This window comes from Sunxiuqinia sp. sy24 (genome assembly GCF_052677165.1).
Window position 1 is genome coordinate 205,365 of the sequence record NZ_JBQYLH010000002.1, and the last position, 23,230, is coordinate 228,594.

Annotated in this window: 12 protein-coding genes; 11 read left to right on the plus strand and 1 reads right to left on the minus strand. The window is 45.0% G+C overall.

Annotated features, from left to right (window positions below; translation table 11 throughout):
- The 4 genes from ACUNWA_RS03055 to ACUNWA_RS03070 are packed head-to-tail and all read left to right on the plus strand — an operon-like array spanning position 1 to position 7,409.
- Complete coding sequence (locus tag ACUNWA_RS03055) at positions 1–3,558, plus strand: glycoside hydrolase family 38 N-terminal domain-containing protein (protein WP_445590408.1); 3,558 nt, start codon at positions 1–3, stop codon at positions 3,556–3,558.
- Entirely contained in the window at positions 3,555–4,907 is a 1,353-nt protein-coding gene (locus ACUNWA_RS03060) for a sugar porter family MFS transporter (RefSeq protein WP_445590409.1), read from the plus strand. The genes ACUNWA_RS03055 and ACUNWA_RS03060 overlap by 4 nt, the downstream gene beginning before the upstream one ends.
- 44 nt (positions 4,908–4,951) lie before the next feature.
- Positions 4,952–6,343, plus strand: coding sequence for a hypothetical protein (locus tag ACUNWA_RS03065; protein ID WP_445590410.1), 1,392 nt, complete (start codon positions 4,952–4,954; stop codon positions 6,341–6,343).
- Between the two features lie 43 nt (positions 6,344–6,386).
- The gene (locus tag ACUNWA_RS03070; RefSeq protein ID WP_445590411.1) at positions 6,387–7,409 is read left to right on the plus strand and encodes a uroporphyrinogen decarboxylase family protein; all 1,023 of its coding nucleotides are present in this window, start codon (positions 6,387–6,389) and stop codon (positions 7,407–7,409) included.
- Positions 7,410–8,452: 1,043 nt separating this feature from the next.
- On the opposite strand, the gene ACUNWA_RS03075 is transcribed toward ACUNWA_RS03070, so the two are convergent.
- Positions 8,453–10,408, minus strand: a complete 1,956-nt coding sequence (locus ACUNWA_RS03075; protein ID WP_445590412.1) for a glycoside hydrolase family 3 N-terminal domain-containing protein — start codon at positions 10,406–10,408, stop codon at positions 8,453–8,455.
- Between the two features lie 192 nt (positions 10,409–10,600).
- Between ACUNWA_RS03075 and ACUNWA_RS03080 the strand changes: the two genes are divergently transcribed.
- The 7 genes from ACUNWA_RS03080 (at position 10,601) to ACUNWA_RS03110 (ending at position 23,211) form a co-directional block, all read left to right on the plus strand.
- Positions 10,601–12,613, plus strand: a complete 2,013-nt coding sequence (locus ACUNWA_RS03080; protein WP_445590413.1) for an alpha amylase C-terminal domain-containing protein — start codon at positions 10,601–10,603, stop codon at positions 12,611–12,613.
- A 1-nt stretch (position 12,614) separates the two neighbouring features.
- A complete protein-coding gene (locus ACUNWA_RS03085; protein WP_445590414.1) occupies positions 12,615–13,631 on the plus strand; it encodes a GSCFA domain-containing protein in 1,017 nt (338 codons plus the stop codon).
- A gap of 102 nt (positions 13,632–13,733) precedes the next feature.
- The gene (locus tag ACUNWA_RS03090; protein ID WP_445590415.1) at positions 13,734–15,680 is read left to right on the plus strand and encodes an amylo-alpha-1,6-glucosidase; all 1,947 of its coding nucleotides are present in this window, start codon (positions 13,734–13,736) and stop codon (positions 15,678–15,680) included.
- A gap of 19 nt (positions 15,681–15,699) precedes the next feature.
- Positions 15,700–16,992 carry a glycosyltransferase family 4 protein gene (locus ACUNWA_RS03095; RefSeq protein ID WP_445590416.1) on the plus strand — a complete coding sequence of 431 codons (1,293 nt, stop codon included), beginning with the start codon at positions 15,700–15,702 and terminating at the stop codon, positions 16,990–16,992.
- Positions 16,993–17,005: 13 nt separating this feature from the next.
- Complete coding sequence (locus ACUNWA_RS03100; RefSeq protein WP_445590417.1) at positions 17,006–18,361, plus strand: glycoside hydrolase family 57 protein; 1,356 nt, start codon at positions 17,006–17,008, stop codon at positions 18,359–18,361.
- A 185-nt stretch (positions 18,362–18,546) separates the two neighbouring features.
- Positions 18,547–21,084, plus strand: coding sequence for an alpha-glucan family phosphorylase (glgP, locus tag ACUNWA_RS03105; protein WP_445590418.1), 2,538 nt, complete (start codon positions 18,547–18,549; stop codon positions 21,082–21,084).
- A 306-nt stretch (positions 21,085–21,390) separates the two neighbouring features.
- On the plus strand, positions 21,391–23,211 hold the full coding sequence (locus tag ACUNWA_RS03110) for a patatin-like phospholipase family protein (RefSeq protein ID WP_445590419.1): 1,821 nt from the start codon (positions 21,391–21,393) through the stop codon (positions 23,209–23,211).
- Positions 23,212–23,230: the final 19 nt, after the last annotated feature.

The window sequence follows — 23,230 nt, forward strand, 5'->3', positions numbered from 1 at the left end:
ATGAAACTAAACCACATTGTCGTTACACTAATTATTTTATTGACAGGCTTTCAACTGAAAGCGCAGGATGATTCACTGAAAAAATTGGCAAAATTGGCAACCGAATCAAGCAACTGGCTCGAGGGCTTTCAGAAAAACATCGGAGGTAACGAGTTTACTTATCACAGTTTCCGTAACGATGTATCTGCATCATTGATTACCCGTTGCACCGATGGGGAAATGGGCATTGAATGGGAAACCGCTGTTGTGCCGGAAAACTGGAATAAAAAAAGCACCGGTTTTTTATGGATTGCAGCTATCGATTTAACATCGAATAAGCACATTTTCGATGTATATGTAAACGGAGAAAAACGCTTTGAAATAACTTCTTCGGAACAAAAAAACTGGCAACTGGAAACTGCCGATGGCGGAATACTTTCGTATATCACCCTCGAAACCGACCACAGCAACGATGCCCACGGTTACATGTCGATGATTGCCCCAACCGATTGGCTGAGAAAGGGAGCTGCCCAAACGATTAAGATAGAAGGACGGGCACACAAAGACCATACATGGATCATTGTTTATCAGGCCACCGATGCTCTTTCATTCTTGCAGAATTCGGTTGAGTATGATGTTTGGATGGAGATCCAGCTGCGTGAAAACGCAAAAAACCTCGCGACACAGCTAAAAGCCCCCTTCACGCTTGCTGGCAAAACTCTTCAGTATCGTTCTGAGAAGAAAACAAAAACGATTCAACTGAGTGAAAAAGACGGTTTTGCCGTTGGTGAACTAATCCTTCCGCTTTCAGCAAAAAATAAAGCTTTTACGTTGAATGACCCAAAGGGCGAAGTGTTTGTGATTGATGCGCTGGGAAAAGATTTTAAATCGACCCGCCTGCTGGCTAAAGCTGTTTTGTTGAACGAAAGCAAGACTGAAGACAACAAAACACTGCTGACTGCGCGCCGAAACTACAAACCCAACACCGTTTCCGATTTGCTGAAACTCTCGAATTCGAGCTTAGGAGATGGACAAATATTGCTGATGAATTCGAGTCACCAGGATATTGCCTGGATGGATTCGCCCGAGAAATGTATCATCGAGCGCGACACCATGCTGCTAACTCCGCTTTTCGAGATGGGACAGAAAGACCAAAGTTACCGCTTCGATGTGGAAGATGTGCTGATGCTCAAAGAATTCGTTGAACGGCATCCTGAGAAGAAGGAACTGGTTAGACAAATGCTAGCTGACGGACGTATTTCCTGCGGTTCAACCTACATTCAGCCTTACGAAGAAATGTACTCGGGCGAAGCGCTGGCACGTCAGTTTTATTTTGGAGCCAAATGGCTGAAAGACCAATTTAACTACGATGCAACTGTATATTGGAACGAAGATGTGCCCGGACGCACTCCGCAAATGATGCAGATGATGCGCAAGGCAGGCACCAAATACATGATGATCAGCCGTCACGAGCGTGGCTTGTTCAACTGGTACAGTCCCGACGGATCGTTTGTTACCACATTTACTCCTGGTCATTACGGCAATGCCTTTTCGGCACTGCAACGCGATTTTCACGAGTCGGCGCAGTTTCTGGCAAACAGCTCACTCGACTGGGAAAAATATTACAGCCCGAAAACAAAAAGTCCGGTAATTCCCTTGTTATCGGATAACGACATGAGTCCGGCAGTTGATCACAGCAGTTTGGTGCGCAACTGGTCGAATATAAGAGAGCTTCCGGATGAAAAAGGAAAGTACGTTCCGGTGCAGCTTCCATCGATAAAGATTGCATCAACGCCCGAGTTCTTTGATGCATTGATGGCTCAAAACCCAAAGCTGGGAAGCATTACCGGCGAACGCCCCAATGTGTGGCTCTACATTCATGGCCCCGGTCATCAAAAAGCACTGAAAGCAAGTCGGGAGGGTGATATTTTGCTAACCATGGCCGAGAAGTTTGCTACTGTCAATGCACTGGTTGATGGTTCGTTTATTAATTATCCGGAAACGGAATTGCGCAATGCCTGGGAAGCCAAAATTTACCCCGACCACGGCTGGGGTGGCAAGCAAGGCGATATTACCGATGCTTATTTTCATCAGAAATATGAATTTGCCAAAGCAGAGGCTGTACGAATTGTGGATAAAAGTTTGAACGAACTGGCTTCGAAAATAAAAACAGAAAGCTCGAAGGGGCGCCCTCTGGTGGTTTACAACAGCATGAATACCAAACGAACAGATCTGGTTTCGATTGAAGTGCGTTTTGCAGAATCGCAGACCTTTGGACTTCAGCTTCAGGATGCAGATGGCAAGAAAGTTGATCTTCAGCTAAAAAACATAAAAAGCTACCCGGATGGATCGATCCAATCGGCCAATTTAAATTTCATTGCAGAAGAAGTTCCTTCTATTGGCTACAAAACCTTCTATCTGAAAACTAATACAGAAGAATTTGCGACTCAAACATCGGTCTTTTCTCCGGAAGTAGAAACCCGCTTTTACAAACTTCGCTTTGCCAATGGTGGCCTTGCTTCTATTTTCGATAAAGCGTTGAATCAGGAGCTGGTGAATTCGGACAAATTTGTGGCTGGTGAAATTTTCACCATGCATTCGGAAGGCAATGGCGCCGGCGAATTTATTGATGTTCAAAAACCCGACATGCAGGGATTCGACAAAACCGGAAACTACAAAACCAATTGGGAGATTGAAGAAAGTGGCACGGTTTCGACTACCTATAAATACCGTCAAAAAATACGGCATGCGGTAGTCGAACAGCGAATTGTGGTTTTTAATCAACAAAAACGAATTGATTTTGAAACCCAAATTTTGAATTGGGAAGGCGTATTGTACCGCGAATTCCGCATGGCGCTGCCGCTCAACATGACCGATGGACAGGTAGCTTACGAAGTGCCCTTTGGCGTGGTTGAAGTGGGTAAAGACGAAATTGAAGGAGCTGCTGGCGAACGTTATAAAACCATTTGCAAAACGATTCACCCGCGTGGTATCGAAAACTGGATCAGTGTCAGCAACGACCGGTTTGGAGTAACCATGAGCTCGTCGGTAGCTGTTGCCGACTGGATTGACCCCACCGACAACCCGCTGGCAAATCAGATTTTGCAACCCATACTTTTTGCTTCCCGAAGAAGTTGCCACTGGGAAGGCAATGAATACTTGCAAACCGGAAATCACTCGTTTAAATTTTCCATTACTTCGCACCAGCCCGGGTGGGTAAATGGCGCAACATTTGGTCGCGCTGCAAACGAAACATTGAAAGCCGTATGGGCCGATCACTCGTTTGCCGGTGCAAGCCTGCCCGAGTCGCAGAGCTTTTTCCAAACCAACTCGGATAACGTACTGATTTCGACGGTAAAAAAAGCGGAAGACAGCAATGACGTCGTGATCCGAATCGCAGAAATGGAAGGAATCGACAAAACCATTGATCTTGATAGTTTCAAAAAAATAAGCCAAGCAAAATCCACCAATTTAATTGAAGCAGAAGGTGAAGTGCTTCCGGTACAAAACAATGACGTAGAGTTGAAGTTGGGACACCATGCTATTGAAACCTTTAAAATAAACTACGAAATAAAATGAACAAAAGTCTTCTTATTTCCACATTTGCTGCAGCATTGGGTGGATTGCTATTTGGATACGATACCGTGATTATCAATGGGGCAATGGTCGATCTGGTTAATTATTTCGAACTTAGCCCTTCCTTGCAGGGATGGACCGTCAGTTCGGCCTTGATAGGCTGCATTCTGGGAACCATCCTGATTGGTAAGCCAGGTGATATTTTCGGAGCCAAACGCCTGTTGCAAATCATGGCCGTTTTGTTTTTTACTTCATCTGCCGGATGTGGTCTCGCGTCCAGTATCAGTATGTTTATCATCTCCCGTTTTATTGGTGGACTTGCAATTGGTGCGTCTTCCGTTTTATGCACCGTTTATATTTCAGAAATTGCACCTCCAAAACACCGGGGCATGCTGGCCTCCACCTTCCAGCTAGCTATTGTCGTTGGCATTTTGCTCTCGCTCATTTCCAATTACATGTTGCTGAATATAGGTGAGAACAACTGGCGATGGATGCTTTTTAGTGGTGCTTTTCCTGCCGTGGCATTTTTTATTATGCTTCTGTTTATCAAGAAGAGTCCACGCTGGCTGGTGAAAAAAGGACGCATCGATGAAGCCCGAGTAATTATTGAAGAGCTTTCGATGCATGAAATTGATACCGAACAAACTATTCGCGAAATTCAGGAATCAATTTATACCGAAGATACAGGGAAGCGAATTCAGCTATTCAAAAAGCCTTACCGGAAAATTATTATCATTGGAATTTTTGTTGGCATATTCAATCAGCTTACCGGGATTGGTGTGGTATTTTATTATTCATCTCAAATATTCCGGATTGCAGGTTTCTCGGCCGATAGTTCGATGGCGCAAAGTGTTATTTTGGGGGCGACAAACCTAATCTTCACACTCATTGCCATGTCGGTAATCGATAAGGTAGGACGCAAAAAGCTTCTGCTTTTTGGTCAGATGGGAATGGTCGTTGTGCTTGGCTTATTTGGCTACGGACTGCTTTCGGGCAATATTAGCGGCTACTGGCTGGTAGCTTTACTGGTTGGCTACATTGCATTTTTTGCCGCCTCGCAGGGAGTGGTCGTTTGGGTGTTGCTTTCCGAAATGTTTCCGAACATTATACGTGCAAGGGGAGCATCCATGGGATCGTTTGCCAACTGGATGGTTAGTGCTACTCTTAATTTCTTGTTTCCGGTGGTTATCGGATTGTTTGGTTCCACCCTGGCAGCCCAGCAATTGGGAATGAGCTATGCCTTTATCTTTTTAGCAGTAGTTTCCCTGATCGGATTTTTCTATCTGAAAAGAAATCTGATTGAAACCAAGGGAAAAACACTTGAGCAAATTGAAAAAGAAGTGCTTTGCTAAATAATTCAAAACTTAAATCTTTTATCCTTCAAAAAAAATAAACGATGGAAAGACGAAATTTTATAAAATTGACCGGAACTTTTGCTACTCTGATGATTGGCACCGATCTGCTAACAGCTTGCAAAAGTTTGGATAGCAGTAATCTTGAAGAAGAACTAAAGATCAAAGCATTTGCAGCTTTCGACCGTTTTTCAGAAATATGGAACTTCAACGATTTTTGGAAACGGGGAAATACCTTCGATGCCTGCCTCACCTTTGCTGATGCTGTGCTGCAACGTTGGCCCGAAGAGCCAAAATTCCAAGAAATGCAACTGAAGGTAAAAGAAATGCTGGAAGAAAATCTGACCTTTTTTAACCGTTTTGACCCGGGAGACTTGTGGGCCGACGATTTTGGCTGGTGGGGACTAATGGGGCTGAATGCCCGTAAACACCTTCAGAAAATGGGTGAATTAGAACTCGCTGAGAAATACCTGAAACTTTCAACCGATTTGTGTTGGGAATATAAAAAAAGGAATGCCTATGATCATACAGCAACCGCTTTGCCTGTTCCTCATGGATGCCGTAACGGCGATGCCAAAGGAGTGAGCAAAGGTGTGAAAAATACAGTAACCAATGTGTTGTTGTTTCTGCTTTCATCGCGCATTTATCGTTTAAGCCTGACTGAAGATATCAGAGACAATGAAAAATACCTCGACATGGCCTACCGTCAATGGTTGTGGTTCGATGAATGGTTTAAACTGGAAGAATATCAGTACCTGAAAAAGCTAAGCACCAAAGGAGCGTTGGTTCAAGAGCGCCCCATGGCTGAATTTGAGGGCTCGGATTATATGGAAAAAATTCACCCGCCTTGGGCTGAAGGCTGGGTTTGGACTGGTGACCAGGGGATGTTGGTTGGTGCACTGACCGACATGCTGGCTGTACGAAAAGAGCTGGCAGTATGGGTTGCCGCGAACAATATTGATGTAACTTTTGATGTACGCGCATATGAAGAAAATATTCGCGCGCTTATCAAGCTGATTGGAACAGGAATTAAAACGGCTCTGGTTAGCAAGAAAGATGGAATTATTCGCGAGGCTCCTTGTTTGTCAAGTTTTGGACCTGCTCACGGAAATGATTATTTGGCCGGGCGTGGCATTATGATGCGCTACATCGGATCACCGGAAGAAAGAGCTCTGCTTGGTGTTGATTTTTCCGAAAACATCATGGCAACGACTGAGGCTATCTGGCAAACCCGCGATGAGTCTAACAATCAGTTTCAACCAGAGTTTACAAGTGCTGAAAATGACCAGATGTATATTGAGCAATTCCGTGAAATTTGGGGACTGGCAGACGACGTTATCCAGTGGGATTTGAAAAAGATGAAAGAGCAGAACAAATTTGGAGTTTGCCAATCGATAGGAATGGATGCTCTGGGAGCTGCAATTAAACTGCTGTAATTCAAGAATAAAGCAAAAAAATAATTTGAATTTATATCTGAAAATGAACGGATACGAACGAATACAGGCAGCTTTAAAAGGAGAAAAGCCGGATCAGACTCCGGTAATGCTGCATAATTTTATGATGGCGGCTGAAGAGGCGGGAGTAAGTATGGCAACTTATCGGGAAAATCCACAAGTTGTAGCCGACACCTTTATTAAATCGGTTGAAAAATATCAATTCGATGGCGTTTTGATTGATTTGGACACGGTTACGTTGGCTGGAGCTGTTGGCGTTCCGGTTGATTTTCCGGAGCACGAACCAGCCAGGTCGGCCACCGGAAACCTGCACGATTTAAGCGAAGTAAAATCGCTGAAAAAGGTCAATATTGAAAATTATCGCTATGTACAAAACTGGCTCGAAGCAGTTCGCCTTGCTAAGCAACATTTCGGTAATGAGATATACGTGCGCGGTAATTGCGACCAAGCTCCCTTTTCGTTGGCCAGCATGATGCGGGGTAGCCAGAACTGGATGCTCGACATGCTCATGGGCGAACCCGATATGATTCAGGAACTACTGGAATATTGTGCCGACATTAGTTGCCAGTTTATTCGCCTGATGGCTCAAACAGGCTGCGACATGGTATCGAATGGCGACAGTCCTGCCGGTCCCGAAATGATTTCACCTGAGATGTACGAAATGTTTGCCATGCCTTTTGAGAAAAGAGTGGTAGATGTGGCTCACGAATGCAAGCTGCCGTATACTTTACACATTTGTGGCAACACCGAGCCCATTATCGAGGCCATGTTTAAAACAGGGGCCGATGCGTTCGAACTCGACTACAAGACCAATGCACAAAAGGCTTTTGATGTATTTCATAACGATGCTTGTTTCATTGGAAATATCGATCCTAGTTCGGTGCTGGCAATGGGGAGTCCTGAATTGGTTGAAAAGAAAACCATCGAATTGATGAATATCTTCTCGAAAACCAATCGGTTTATCCTGAATGCAGGCTGTGCCATTCCATCAAATACGCCAGAAGAAAACTTAAGAAGAATGATTCAAACTGCAAGAGATTACAAATAGTTAGAATAAAGCAATAACGCTGTGATCGCTGGTGTTGCCAACGCAACGCCAGTTTGATCGCAGTGAGAATTATTTCAACGATCCAAACCGGACTATAGGGCTTGGATCAGGATAAGGTACTGGCGGTATTGATTGTTGGGGTTTTCAGTGACTTTCTTTTGTGCAGTCCGGTGTGTTTCAGGCCTCAGCCATTCTAACTGAAAGTTCTGGAGTATTACCTTCGAAATAAGCTCATGGTGAGTGGATGATCCGCATGCTCGTTGAACTGATTTCCATTCGGTGAGGGGCGTACTTTCTGTGCCATTTTCGATTTCTTCTTTTTACTTGTGGTGTAGGCTTCCGAGACTGTTTGGAATGATTAAGTCTGTTTTATTATTACTTCTTAATGCAACAGATTGTGGTCGGACGAGTCAGTATGTACATCGCTCCGTACCAAGTCCGGTTATTGCCCGTTTTTTCCAGGTTATTTCAACGTATCTTCTGTGTTTTTGAATACAGAAGCTATACAGAATATATACAGAAGTAACGCAGAAGATCCGGAGTTGAACCGAAGACGATTCTGTCCGGAAAGAGGTAATAGAAGAAACGAACAGACGAACGCACGAGGTCGTGAATGAACGAATGTACGAATACACGAACGAACCGATTACCAGCAAGACCTGCGTCCCCAACTTCACCGGCAGGTGAAAAGGGCGTTGGCCGAAAATTTGGCCCGGGCCAGCGAGGGACTTGTGGGATGAAGGATGAGATTTTCAGGTTATTTCTTTGTTTTCGTTTCTTTTCATCCGAAAGGAAATGAAAAGTGTTGCTGGTGTAACGCATTGATCAATAAGGTTAATGCCTTCCTTTCGCCTAGCACGAAAGTACAAGGGCACGAACGTAAGAAGGCACGAAGCTACCGATAACCGACAGCTTTCGACCAGCAACCGATTCAGAAACAGGTTCAGGAAGACGCACAACCCGACGAACACACGAAGTCATCATCATATGTACGTATGAACTTAGGTACTCAGGAACTGAAAACCGCCAACTGGCATTTCGACTTACTCGTAGGTCAGTCCAAAACCAAAGGGGAATAATGGATCTTTCGAGTCGTAGGGCAGGTCTTCCTTTTGGGCTTTTACCGCTTCCATGGACGAAGGAATTTCGAAGGGCAGGCGGCCGCTGGGGCTAAAGTCGCCAAATACGATATCCAGCACGGCATCGTCCTGCGCGCCAAAGTCGGCCAGCAAGCCACTGCACTGTCGGCTAAGTTGCGGAATAACTGCGGGGCGATCCATGTAGATACAGACAATGGTTGGTTTTTGCTGCATGATGTTCAGAAGGCGCGATCGTTCGGGCTCTTGGAAATGTAGGTTTCCTTGGTGAAACAAGCTTTCCATCAAGTCATCATCCCGCTCTTCGTAGGGCGTTTTTAGCCGCAGAATTGCCACATCGGCCTCATCAAGCCGATCAACAACCGTTGCATAGCGAGCGGCTTCATTTTGATCGATGTTTTCCGTATAAATTTTGATTCCTTTGGGCAGCGGTAACGCAGAGGTTCCCGATGAACTTTGTTTGTTTTTTAACAGCACGATTGATTTCCGTTGTGCCAATTGCCCTTTGGCTTTAAAGGCTTCCTGATTGACGATTTCAACTGCTTGGTCCGGGTCGACAAAAGGATTGTCAAATAAGCCCAAAGCAAATTTGGCGCTTAGCAATCGGCGGGCCGATTCATCAATTCGCTTTTCAGAGATCGTTCCTTGGCGCACCAATTTGAGTAGTTGACGCGTGTGCATGTTGCCACCAAACTGGTCAACGCCGGCATGGATCACCTTCACAATCCGTTCTTCAACGGATAGTTTTTCAACGCCCCAGTTTTTAGCTTCCACTAATTCGTAGCCCATAAACGAGAGTCCTTCAATAATCCCCCAATCGGTGCATACCACGCCATCGTAGCCGTATTCTTCGCGAAGGAGCTTAGTGATGATTTCTTTGTTGAAACTCATACCTACATTTTCGTTGGTTTGGTCTACGGCAATGCCGTAATAGGGCATGATCATGGCTGTCTTAGCTTTTAAGGCAGCCTGAAATGGAATTAAATGGTAGTTGAAGTTGTTGCCGGGGTAGATCTGGTTTTTGCCATACTGGAAGTGGGCGTCCTCGCCATTTTCCTGCGGGCCTCCGCCCGGCCAGTGTTTGGTCATGCAAGCTACGCTGTTTGGTCCAAGTTCGGCCCCTTGAAATCCGTAAATGTAAGCCGCTGTCATTTGTGCCGCCAGGTGGGCATCCTCGCCAAAGGTGCCATTGATGCGACCCCAGCGAGGGTCGGTGGCCAAGTCGGCCATAGGGTGAAGTGCTGTTCGGATTCCCACGGCGCGATATTCTTGACTGGCAATACGCCCGAACTCGACCACCAGTAGGGAGTCGCGAGTGGCTGCCAGTCCAATGGGCTCGGGCCATTTCGACCAGTTGCCGTCGAATGAATTCCGGCCGATAAAATTCCGAATGCCGTGACGCGGGTCGGTACTGATGCTTATCGGAATACCCAGTCGGGTTTGTTCGGCCAGTTGCTGAATCTTATTCGACCAGATGGCCAATTCCCGTGCTTCCGAAACATTGAGCAGGTTGAAATGATTGAGCTTTCTATAAATAATGGCATCGTAGGTGGAGACCGAACTCAGGATGCTGGGCTTGGCTTGCAGTTCTCCTTCATCGTCAATGCCAATTGGAGGATGCCACATTAACCCGATTTTTTCTTCCAGGGTCATCTGGCGCAGGATATCATCAACCCGAAGATCAACAGGCTGGCGGTGATCTTCATAAGGATCAAGCTGCCCGTTTTTATTCAGATCACGAAACGGAAGTCCGTCAACGGTTAGTTGCGATACTTCCTGGAGCTCCTTTGCAGCCCGCTTATTCAATATAGAATAGTAGCCATTAAAGATGATGGTAGCTACCAGGATGATTCCCAGCGCAACCAGCAAAAAGTAAAGAATGGCGTTAAATAGTTTTTTCATATCAGAATCCATTCAGTTTTTGTACGATAAGATAATCGGAATAAAGTTCTTGATGAAATTTAATCGACTGTTCAATAATAGGTTTTTGGTAATTTCTTTAATCAGCGCTGGTTTGTAATTTATTGTTTATTTAAATGACTTTTCATGGCAATCTATCAGGCATTTTTTTATCTTTAGAGAAAGCATTCAACTATGGATTTACCACAATTAGTTAAAAACGATCTTTACCTGGAGCCGCACGCGCCGGTCATTCTGGAGCGGATTAGTCAAGCCCGGGAAAAAGAGAACGAACTTACGCAGCAGGGCTCGCTGCGCGATTTTGCCAGTGGACACCTTTGGTATGGTCTGCATCAAACCGCCGATGGTTGGGTGATTCGCGACTGGGCGCCCAATGCCACTCAAATCTTTGTGATTGGAGAATTTAATAACTGGGAGGAGCAGGACGAATATCGCTTACAGTCCGTTGGCGAAGGAAAGTGGGAGCTGGAGTTACGTGAGGAACAATTGACGCATGGGCAGCTATACGCTTTCTCGATGCACTGGAACGGGGGAAGTGGCAAACGTATTCCGGCGTGGTGCAAACGCGTGGTACAGGATGAGCACACCAAACTCTTCAACGCCCAGGTTTGGATTCAGGAGAAAGATTTTGGATGGAAACATCCCAACTATAAACGAGCCGACGAAGCTCCTTTGGTTTATGAAAGTCATGTGGGGATGGCTGGTGAAGAGGAACGGGTGCATACATACAACGAATTTCGCGAGCAGGTTTTACCTCGTATAAAAGCCGCCGGATACAATACGGTGCAGCTGATGGCTATTCCGGAACACCCCTATTATGGAAGTTTTGGCTATCACGTGTCCAGCTTTTTTGCCCCTTCATCGCGTTTTGGAACCCCAGAGGAGCTGAAACAGCTGATTGATGAAGCTCATGGCATGGGCTTGGCTGTCATTATCGATCTGGTGCATTCGCATGCCGTTAAAAATGAAATGGAGGGATTGGGAAATTACGATGGAACGCGCTACCAGTTTTTTCATTCCGGAGCCAAAGGGGAGCACCCGGCATGGGATTCGTACTGTTTTAATTATGGCAAAAATGAAGTTTTGCATTTTCTACTGTCCAATATTCGCTACTGGCTGGAGGATTTTAAGTTTGATGGCTTTCGTTTTGATGGAGTAACCAGCATGCTTTATTTTGATCATGGGCTGGGAAAAGCGTTTACCAAATATGCCGATTACTATGATGGAGGAGTAGATCCCGAAGCAGTAAGCTATTTCTACCTGGCCAATAAGCTGATTCACGAAGTAGCCCCCAATGCGCTGTCGATTGCTGAGGAGGTGAGTGGCATGCCCGGACTGGCAACACCCATTGACCAGGGAGGCTACGGTTTTGACTATCGGATGGCGATGGGCGTGCCCGATTTCTGGATCAAGCTCATTAAAGAGGTGCCGGATGATGATTGGGATATGGGGCAAGTTTTTCATGAATTGACTTCGAAACGGCTGGATGAGAAAGTGGTGAGTTATGCCGAGTCGCACGACCAGGCGCTGGTGGGTGATCAAACAATTATTTTTCGCTTGCTGGATAAGGAAATGTATTTCAGCATGCGGAAAGATCAGTCGAACCTGATTGTAGACCGCGGAATGGCTTTGCATAAGATGATTCGGTTGGCAACGGCAACCTGCGCCGGAGGAGCTTACCTCAATTTTATGGGCAATGAGTTTGGGCACCCCGAGTGGATCGACTTTCCCCGGCAAGGAAACAACTGGTCGTATAAACATGCCCGGCGTATCTGGAGCTTGGCTGATAACACAGAGTTACGCTATCACTGGCTGTCGGACTTTGATCAGGTGATGATGCAGTGGGTGCGCCAGATGGGCTTGCTTGAGATTCCGGAAGTACATTGGCGTTATGATGATAAGGCAGATAAGATCCTGAGTTATCAGCGCGGCGATTACCTCCTGGTGTTCAATTTTCACCCCACGCAGTCCTTTACCGATTATGGAATTCCTTATGAACCCTCTAAGTTCAAGATTATTTTTACAACCGATGAGGGACGCTTTGGAGGGCAGGATCGCATCGATCAACGAATGACTTATTATACCCGTCCATCAGCCGGCCAGACCAGCCAGCACTATTTGCATCTCTATTTGCCGGCCCGAACGGCCATGGTTTTAAAAAGAGAAGCTTTTAAACGTATACGATAATATGAATCAGTATTTCACCGAAGTTAAAATAAAGGATCTGGGATGGGAGATCGATCATCAGTCGAAATTGATGATGGCGGGCTCGTGCTTTACCGAAAATATTGGCCGGCAAATGCAGCGGCTCAAGTTTCAGGTCGATATCAATCCCTTTGGAATTTTGTATAATCCGCAGTCGCTGGCCAAAAGCCTTCGCTTGCTGATGGACGCGAAAAAATATACAGCTGACGATTTGTTTGAACACCAAGGGGTATGGCATAGTTTCGATCATCACAGCCGGTTTTCGTCCTCCGATCAGCAACAAGCGCTGGAAGGCATTAACCGGCAAATGGCTCAGTCAGCAGCGCATTTGAAAACAAGCGATTTCCTCATTCTTTCGATGGGAACGGCCTGGATTTACGAGCTGAAAAGAACCGGCGAAATTGTTTCCAATTGCCATAAATTGCCAGCGGCTGATTTTAAACGACTTCGCTTAACTCCGGGCGAAATTGTGGAAGAGTATCGGGAGCTCATTTTAGCACTTTGGAAATTTAACCCAAAGTTAAAGATCCTCTTTACTGTCAGCCCGATACGTCACTGGAAAGATGGTGCGGTGGAAAATCAGCTCAGCAAAGCCACTTTGTTGCTGGCTATCGACCGGTTAATTACCGGCTTTGGCGAAGAACAGTGTGCCTATTTCCCGTCCTACGAAATTGTGATGGATGAACTACGCGATTATCGGTTTTATGCTCCTGATATGTTGCATATTAGTGATCAGGCAGTGGCGCATATATGGCAAAGGTTCGCCTCCAAACTGCTGAGTAAAGAAAGCCTGGAAATTAATAAAAAGGTATTGAAAATCGTGAAGGCTCGCGAGCATCGTCCGCAAAATACGGACTCACAGGCGTATGAGAAATTTCTGTTATACAACTTAAACGAGATCAATAATTTATTGAAATTTTTTCCTTTTCTTAATTTAGAAAGTGAGAAAAAATATTTTGAACTTGAATTGAATGGTTATCAGGAGAAAAGCGTAAAATGAACCGGATTCTTTCCATACATTTGTACATAGCCGCGTTGGCTTTCTGATCACCTGCTTGGATAAATATAATTTACTAACTCGATAAGCCCAAAGTCTGGAACTATGAGCTACCTTAAATTTGATAAAAGTCGTTTAGTGAACCTGGAATATTCGCTGTCAAGAGAAGTTCTTCGGTCCAACCGGTCAGGTTCATATGTCAGTACAACTATTTCCGGATGCAATACCCGAAAATATCATGGTTTGTTAGTTTGTCAGTTAGACGAATTGGATGGAAACAAACATGTGCTGTTATCCACATTCGATGAAACGGTGGTTCAGCATGGTGCTGAATTTAACCTCGGGATTCATAAGTATGGAGACGATTATTATGAGCCCAAAGGGCATAAGTACATTCGTGACTTTGTGATTGATCGAATCCCGAAAACAACCTACCGGGTTGGTGGGGTCATTCTTTACAAAGAACGTCTGCTGGTTCAGGAAGGACAACAGGTTCTAACACGCTATACCCTGAAGGAAGCCAATTCACCTACAGTCTTAAGGTTTAAGCCTTTTCTGGCGTTTCGGAATGTACATGAACTGAGTAAGGCAAACCTTTATGCCAATACGAAGTATGGGAAAGTGCCTAACGGAATAAAGATGAAACTGTATGAAGGCTATCCGTTTCTGAACATGCAGTTTTCAAAACCTGTAGAATTTATTGGAGTGCCCGACTGGTATAATAATATTGAATACCTGAAAGAGAAAAACAGGGGGTATGATTATCTGGAAGATTTATTTGTTCCCGGCTATTTTGAAGTGCCCATTGAGAAAGGCGAAAGCATTGTTTTTTCAGCCTCCACCAGCGAGGTGAACGCCAGTGCATTAAAAGCAAAATTCACTCGCGAAGTCAATAAGCGTTATCCGCGCGATACCTTTATTGGCAACCTGGTCAATGCGGGGCAGCAGTTTTTTGTAAGCAAGGGAGAAACAACGGATCTTTTGGCCGGCTTTCCTTGGTACGGTTCCATTCCCCGGCAAACTTTTGTGTCGCTGCCCGCATTGAGTCTCGATTTGGAAAAATCAGACCTCTTTGAAGCGGTGGTAGATACCCAGTTGAAGAGCCTTAAAAACGGACTATTTCCGAGTGTTAATGGACAGCATCAGTCTGCCTATAATGCGATTGATACGCCACTTTGGTTTTTCTGGGCTTTACAGCAGTATGCCAATGAAACGAACAACAGCCACGATATATGGGAAAAGTATGGAAGCGCAATGAAGCAAATCCTGAATGCTTATCGCAATGGTACAAGCTACAATATTAAAATGAATCACTTGGGGCTGATTGAGGGAGAGGCTGAAAACGTGGCACTCACCTGGATGGATTCTTATGTCGACGGAAAACCAGTTGTGCAGCGGGCCGGTATGCCTGTTGAGGTTAATGCCTTGTGGTACAATACCGTTTGTTTTGCTCTTGAGCTGGCTCAGGCGGTTGGCGACAAGGCCTTTGTTGATGAATGGGAAGCCTTGCCTAAGCAAATTGCAGCCTCCTTCATTGACGAGTTTTGGTGCGAGGAGCATGGGTATTTGGCCGATTGCGTGAATGGTGATATGAAAGATTGGTCGGTTCGCTCCAATATGGTGATTGCGGCAGCTCTGGATTATAGCCCGTTGGATCGGGAAAAGCAAAAGCAGATTTTGAGCGTGGCGAAACAGCAGCTGTTGACTCCGAGAGGACTACGAACCCTGTCTCCCCGGAATGCACACTACGAAGGTATTTGCGCCGGTAGTATTGCTAATCGGGAAAAAACGCTCCACCAGGGAACGGTATGGCCATGGCTATTGCAGTTTTTTGTTGAAGGTTATCTGAAAATTCATAAAAGAGGCGGTTTGCCTTTTGTTAAAAAAATTGTTGATGGGTTCGAAGAGGAGATGACAGAACATTGTATTGGTACCATCCCGGAGAATTATAACGGCAATCCACCGCATCAGGGAAAAGGAGCGGTGTCGCAAGCCTGGAGTGTTGCCGCCTTGATTCGCGCCTATAAAATGACCCTCAATTTTCTCGAATAATTGTAAAAAAGGAATGTCTATGAAAGTATTAATGTTTGGTTGGGAGTTCCCTCCACATATTTCGGGAGGTCTTGGAACAGCTTGTTACGGATTGACAAAAGGGTTGGCGGAGCACAAAGATGTTGAGGTCATTTTTGTAGTTCCCAAAGCGCATGGTGACGAGGATCAATCAAGCATGAAATTACTGGGGGCCAATAAGGTGCCAATAACCCGAAAGCAGGTTCATTTCCGCGATCTTCAGAAGAAAATTGATTATTATGAAATCGAATCGGGCATGGTCCCCTACATGGATCCGGAGGAGTTCTGGAAGCTGAGTAGTAAGAAATATTCAGAAAAAACACGGTTTATCGAAACCGATGAACAAGGTAGGCTTGAATTTAGCGGCACCTATGGAAAAGATTTACTGCAAGAAATTTACAAATATTCGCTGGTGGCTGAGGTGATTGCGCGTGATGAAGCGTTTGACCTGATTCATGCCCACGACTGGCTGGCTTACCCGGCTGGCATAGCGGCCAAGGAAGCTAGTGGAAAGCCTTTGGTGATTCATGTGCATGCCACAGACTTTGACCGGAGTGGCGGCAGCGTGAATCCGCAGGTGTTTGACATTGAGCAGCGCGGGATGCAGGCAGCGGATAAAATCATTACGGTGAGCAACATGACCCGTCGGACCGTGATCGAGAAATACGGAATTGATCCCCAAAAAATTACCACCGTTTATAATGCCGTGGAACCACTTAGTCTGGAGGAAAAAATCCGCTTGAAGAAAGGAGTGGATGAGAAGATCGTTACTTTCCTGGGGCGGATTACTATGCAAAAAGGACCGGAATATTTTGTTGAAGCAGCCAATCTGGTGCTGAAGCAAATGAAAAATGTTCGTTTTGTGATGGCCGGAAGTGGCGATCTGATGAATCGGATGGTGAAGCGTGCCGCAGAGCTTAAAATGGCCGATTCTTTTCATTTTACCGGATTCCTGAAGGGAGATGATGTATTCGATATGTTTCGCATGAGTGATGTGTTTGTCATGCCTTCGGTTTCTGAACCTTTTGGTATTGTGCCGCTTGAAGCTATGCAAACCAATGTTCCGGTAATTATTTCCAACCAGTCAGGTGTTGCAGAAATTTTGAAATACGCTGTAAAAACCGACTACTGGGATGTACATGCCATGGCCGATGCCATTTACGGCTTATTAAACTATCCGAGTATGTGGAATATGTTTATGAAACATGGAAAAAAAGAAGTTGACAGCTTGCAATGGAAGAACTCGGCAAGCAATGTCCGTGATGTATATTACGAAGCATTAAAAAACGAATAAAAAGACAAAAGATATGAGAGCCATTTGTTTTTATTTTCAAGTTCATCAGCCTTTTCGCTACCGCCGCTACCGTTTTTTTGATATTGGCAACGATCATTATTATTACGATGATTATGCCAATGAAACCATTCTGCGAAAGGTAGCTGATCGTTGTTATTTGCCGGCCAACAAACTGATGCTTGAGTTAATCAAAAAGCATAAGGGGAAATTTAAGATTGCCTACTCGATAACCGGAACCGCGCTGGAGCAATTTGAATTGTATGCTCCCGAAGTGTTGAAATCATTTCAGGAACTGGCTCAAACCGGACAAGTCGAATTTCTGGCAGAAACTTATTCCAATTCGTTAGTATCTCTGAAGAGTAAAGAGTTGTTTCAGGAACAAGTCAATAAGCACAGCGAAGCCATTGAACACTATTTTGGTCAAAAGCCTCAGGTGTTCCGAAACACCGAACTGGTGTATTCCGACGAAATAGGAGCCGCTGTTGCCGACATGGGATTTAAAGCGGTAATAACAGAAGGTGCCAAGCATATTTTAGGATGGAAATCGCCTAACTTTTTATATTGTAATGCTATCAATCCAAGGCTACAGGTTTTGATGCGCAACTATAAGCTAAGTGATGATATTGCTTTTCGTTTTTCTAATCAAGGGTGGAATGAATACCCCCTTACTCCGGAGAAATTTGTGCAGTGGATAAACCATGATGAGAAAGATGAAATCATCAATTTGTTTATGGATTATGAAACCTTTGGAGAGCGCCAATCTGAGGAGACCGGTATTTTCCGATTCATGGAACAACTGCCGGAGGCAGTGTTTAAGGACTCCAACTTTAAGTTTGCAACACCCTCCGAAATAGCAGCTGAGTTTCAGCCGGTTTCAGCGGTTAGCGTCCCCTATGCTATCTCTTGGGCCGATGAAGAGCGGGATATAACGGCTTGGCTTGGTAATGAGATGCAGCAGGAGGCCTTCGATAAGGTATACCAATTGAAGGACCGCATGGCTAAAGTGAGTGATGAAGCCTTGAATAAAGATTGGCATTACCTGCAGGTGAGTGACCATTTTTATTACATGAGCACTAAATTTTTCTCCGATGGAGAAGTACATAGTTACTTTAATCCTTACGAAAGTCCGTATGAGGCTTTCATTAACTTTATGAATGTCTACAGTGACTTTAAACTAAGACTAAATACGTTTGTTCCAGAAAGTGAGCTGGAAGTAAAGTTGGCAGCACTCAATAAAGTATTAGATGAGAAGGAAGAAAAGTTAAAGAAATACGAACTGGAAATTGCTCAATTGCAAGCTAGGAAAAAGCGGAAGAAAGCTAACGATAAATCGAAAAAGACTTCAATCAAAACAGGAAGCAAAAAATAGTTTTAGCGGAAATTCGAGACCTCTGAGAATTGTTGAAAAATTTGGATAGAACGTTATTATGTTTTTGCATCCTTTTTAGCTCAGGAAGTATGATGTTGAAAATAAAAAAAGATTTAGTATAATTTAATTGATAGATGGAGATGAATACAGAAGGTGTAAGATTTATAAAACGACCTGTTGTAGATATGCCAAATTGGAAAAAATTGTTTGTTGAATCAAGCATTCCTGAACGTTTAGCTCCTCTGAAAGAGTTGAGCAAAAACCTTTGGTGGGTTTGGAATACCGAAACACGTGAATTATTTGCAAAGATAGATGAGGAAATTTGGGATGAATGTGATCACAATCCCATTATTTTGTTGGAAAAGGTAAGCTACCAGCGTTTTAAAGAGCTGGAGGACGATGAATTCTTCTTGGAGGATATGGATCGAATTTATGCCCGATTGCAAAACTACCTGACAGATCGTGAACAGCAGGAAGGGCCTAAAATAGCCTACTTCAGCATGGAGTATGGCTTGCACGACAGCCTGAAGATTTTTTCGGGCGGACTGGGAATTCTGGCTGGTGACTACCTGAAAGAAGCCAGTGATTCGAAGGCTAACCTGGTAGCTGTCGGGCTGCTTTATCGGTATGGCTATTTTAAGCAGACCATATCGCTGCAGGGTGATCAGATGGCCAACTATGAGGCCCAACAGTTTTCGAAAATTCCGGTGCAGCCAGCTCTCGACAGAGATGGAAATTGGATACAGGTAGAAGTCGAGTATCCGGGGCGGACGCTTTATGCGCAAGTTTGGGAAGTGAAGGTTGGCGCTGTCAGCCTCTATTTGCTCGATGCCGATTTTGATGCCAACAATGAAAAAGATCGCTTTGTGACGCATCACCTGTATGGTGGTGATATCGAAAATCGCTTGAAGCAGGAAATGTTGCTGGGGCTTGGAGGTATTCGGGCCTTGCGCAAGCTGGGCCATATTGATGCCGAGATCTATCACTGTAATGAAGGCCATGCTGCAATGATTGGCTTGGAACGGATTCTTGGGTTGCAAGAGAAAAGTAACCTGACGTATGCCGAAGCCAAGGAGATTGTTCGGGCATCGACCTTGTTTACAACCCATACACCGGTTCCGGCTGGGCACGACTCTTTTCATCAGGATTTGTTTGCCATGTACATGAAAAACTTTCCGGAGAAAATAGGCTTGAGCTGGGATGAATTTGTGATGCTGGGCAAAACAGCTCAGCATGAAGATCATTTTAATATGAGCTTCTTGGCGGCCAATCTGTCTCAGGGTATTAATGGTGTTAGCATGTTGCACGGCGATGTGTCGAAGCATATTTTGAAACCTTTGTTTGAAGGGTATTTGTCAGAAGAGCTGAATATTGGCTATGTGACCAATGGGGTTCATTACGATACCTGGACAGCCAAAGAGTGGAAGGCAATTCATCAGAAATATTTTGGGAAGGATTTCACAAGCAACCAGTTGGATGTTGATTTGTGGGATAAGATCTACAAAGTGCCGGATCAGGAGATCTGGGAACTAAAACAAAACTTAAGGTTAAAACTGATTGATTACATCAAGAAACGGTTTACCGATAACTGGGTGAAGCGCAACGAAAATCCAAAGCTGATCACCGAAGTTATCAGCTCGTTAAATCCCAAGGCACTGACTATTGGCTTTGCCCGGAGGTTTGCTACCTATAAGCGGGCCCATTTGCTGTTTCGTAATCTCGATCGTTTGTCCGAGATCGTTAATGATTCGGAGCGTCCCGTTCAATTTATTTTTGCAGGGAAGGCGCACCCTGCTGATAAAGCCGGGCAGGATCTGATTAAATACATTGTGGAAATTTCCAAACGCCCCGAGTTTTTGGGTAAGATTTTATTTATTCAGAATTACGATATGAATTTGGCCAAGATGTTGCTTCAAGGTGTTGACATTTGGCTGAACACGCCAACCCGCCCACTTGAAGCTTCGGGCACCAGTGGCGAGAAAGGAATCATGAATGGCACCTTGCACTTCTCTGTTCTCGATGGCTGGTGGGTAGAAGGCTACCACGAAGGCGCCGGCTGGGCTTTGCCTTTGGAACGTTCTTATGATGTGCAGGATTTTCAGGATGAGTTGGATGCGCAAACGATCTACAACCTGTTTGAAGATGAAATTATACCGACTTTTTATACTCGAAATGCTAATGACATTCCGGAAGAGTGGGTGGGGTACATCAAAAACACTCAGGCCCAGGTGGCTCCCCATTTTACAACCAGCCGGATGATTCGTGATTATCAGGAACGCTTTTATGCCCCGCAGGCAACGCGCGGCAATCAATTGAAAGCTGATGATTATAAAGAGGCGCGGGAAATCGTTATCTGGAAAGATAAAATGGCCTCCAAGTGGGATGACATTGAGGTAAAGGAATTGGAAATAGCCGACGGAATAACCAATGCGATCCGTATTGGTGAAGAATATCCGGCGCAGGTGGTGTTGGACTTGAAAGGTCTGGCGCCAGAAGAAATCGGTGTGGAAATTGTGATGACCGAGAATAACGACGTTAATGATGAGCCGGAATTGGTGGAACGCAAAGAGTTTGATGTTGTAAAAACCGAAAATGGGTTGACAACCTACAAGCTTGAACTTCATTTGGTTCATCCAGGGGCTTACAGTTATGCCATTCGCATGTTTCCTAAAAACGAGAAGTTGCCGCACCGGCAGGATTTTAAGTATATACGCTGGTTGTAATCATTTAATTCCTCACGGGTTGCCGCGAGGATCGTCAATTCGAACGATTTTTTTGACGGATAAACTATCGAATAATATGGAAGGCAGGCTCATGGAGCTTGCCTTTCTTCGCTTTGGGCAAGATACTGCATGTTGAAGGATTAAGTCGTCGATTTTCCCCTTGACTGGTCATCCTTTTATGTTGTATCTTTAGGTTTAAAACCAGTCAACACGAAAACCTTGGCGGTTGGCTAAGGCCAACGAGTCTGCTCCCGAAAAGGTATCACGCTTTTAAATGGTGCATGTTAACCCTTAAAGAACGTTTGTATGACTGAGCCTAAGACGATTCGAATTGGTATTTGCATGGCTGGTGCCGTTTCCGCTGGTGCCTACACGGGTGGAGTGATTGATTATCTGCTTGAAACCCTCGAACATTGGCAACGGGCTAAAGACCTGAACCTGCCAGGAGTGCCCCGCCACGAAGTGAAAATTGAAGTGCTCACCGGAGCTTCGGCAGGAGGAATGACCGCAGCTATCAGCACCTGCGCCTTGCAACAGCAATTTCCAGCTATCACAACATCGAATTACAAGTCGAAAGAGGCAGCTGAGAATTTGCTGTTTGATGCTTGGGTGAACCTCACCGAAACTGAGTTCGAGAATATGATGGATCAGATGCTCGATACGGAAGACATTAACCGGCATCCGGATCATGAGGTTAAGTCTATCTTTGATTCAAGCTTTATTGAAAAAGTGGCTTCGCGACTGATTGATACCACGGTTAAAGATCCACAGGTTCGTCGACCTTACGTTGCGGCAGATTTAGAGATCCTAACCACACAAACCAACCTTCGCGGCTATAATTACGAGCTGAAGTTTAAGACTGCCTTGGGCGAAAGTCTTCACCGAATGACACGTCATCAGGATCTGGTACACTTTAAACTGACTGATGATGGAGAATATGGAGGTGATGGCTTGATTCCTTTATCGTTTGCAACCGTTGAAGGGGTTAACAAAGCCTTGTTAATTGATGCGGCCATTGCCACCGGAGCTTTTCCGGTAGGACTGAGTCCTCGGAAAGTTACTCGCCCGCCTCATTATGTTCTCGATAATTCATTTCTAAATAATGGGAAAGATCATCTCCAACTAAACACGGAACAGGATTATGCCTGTGTGAATGTGGATGGCGGGGTGATCAACAATGAGCCTTTTGGCTTGACTGACCAGATTTTGGAGCGCCGGGCGAAGGATAAGCTGTTGGCAGAAGGGAAAAAGATGGAGGCACGAAATTATGAGCTGAAACGATCTGCATCATCCTTTGATACTACGCTGATTATGATTGATCCTTTTCCGAGTGACCAAGGGCTGGTGGAGGAAAACGAACCGATGGATGCCATCAAGTTTGCAGTTCCTGAATTGTTGAATGCCATGCGTCAGCAGTTGATGTTTAAAGAGGAAGAATTGGTGAAGGCTTATGATGAGGAGAACTATACCCGCTTTATGGTTTTGCCGGTTCGTTATCGAAATAACGAAAAGCAACGTTTTCCTTTGGCATGCGGTGGCTTGGGCGGTTTTGCCGGTTTCTTTAAAAAGGAATTCCGGGAACACGACTTCTTACTGGGGCGCCGAAACTGTCAGCTTTTTTTGCAGAGGTATTTTAGCGTTCCGTTAGAAAAGAACAACCCGATTTTGACAGCGGGTTATCGCGATGTGGATCGATTTCGAATTTCTGCACAAGAAGGGATGGGCGTTTTTCTACCCATCATCCCGGATATGCGAGTGGTGAAAAATCCGGATGGAACGAGCAGTTTGATGGATCAGGTGCCTGAAGAAAGCGGTATCGATTATGATTCGGTAAAAATCAGACTTGGCGAATTATTGGCATTGGAAGATAAGCTGGAAGACCGCTTTGAAGCCGTATTGGAGAACATCATGAATGGCGAAAGGAAAGTTGAAGGCGCTGATACTCCCAGTGAGATTGTGGCTCGTCTGCGAAAGAAAAGTCTGTTTAAAAAGTTAGTGCATCGTGTTGCATCCCGGGTGGGAATGCGCTTAGGGATTGCCCAGGCTAAGAAAATTATGGCCGCTAAGTTTATCGATGCGGTAATTATTGAGCTCGAGAAGCGGCAGTTACTTTTAGATGATCTTTAATCAATCGAATAGCCAAAGA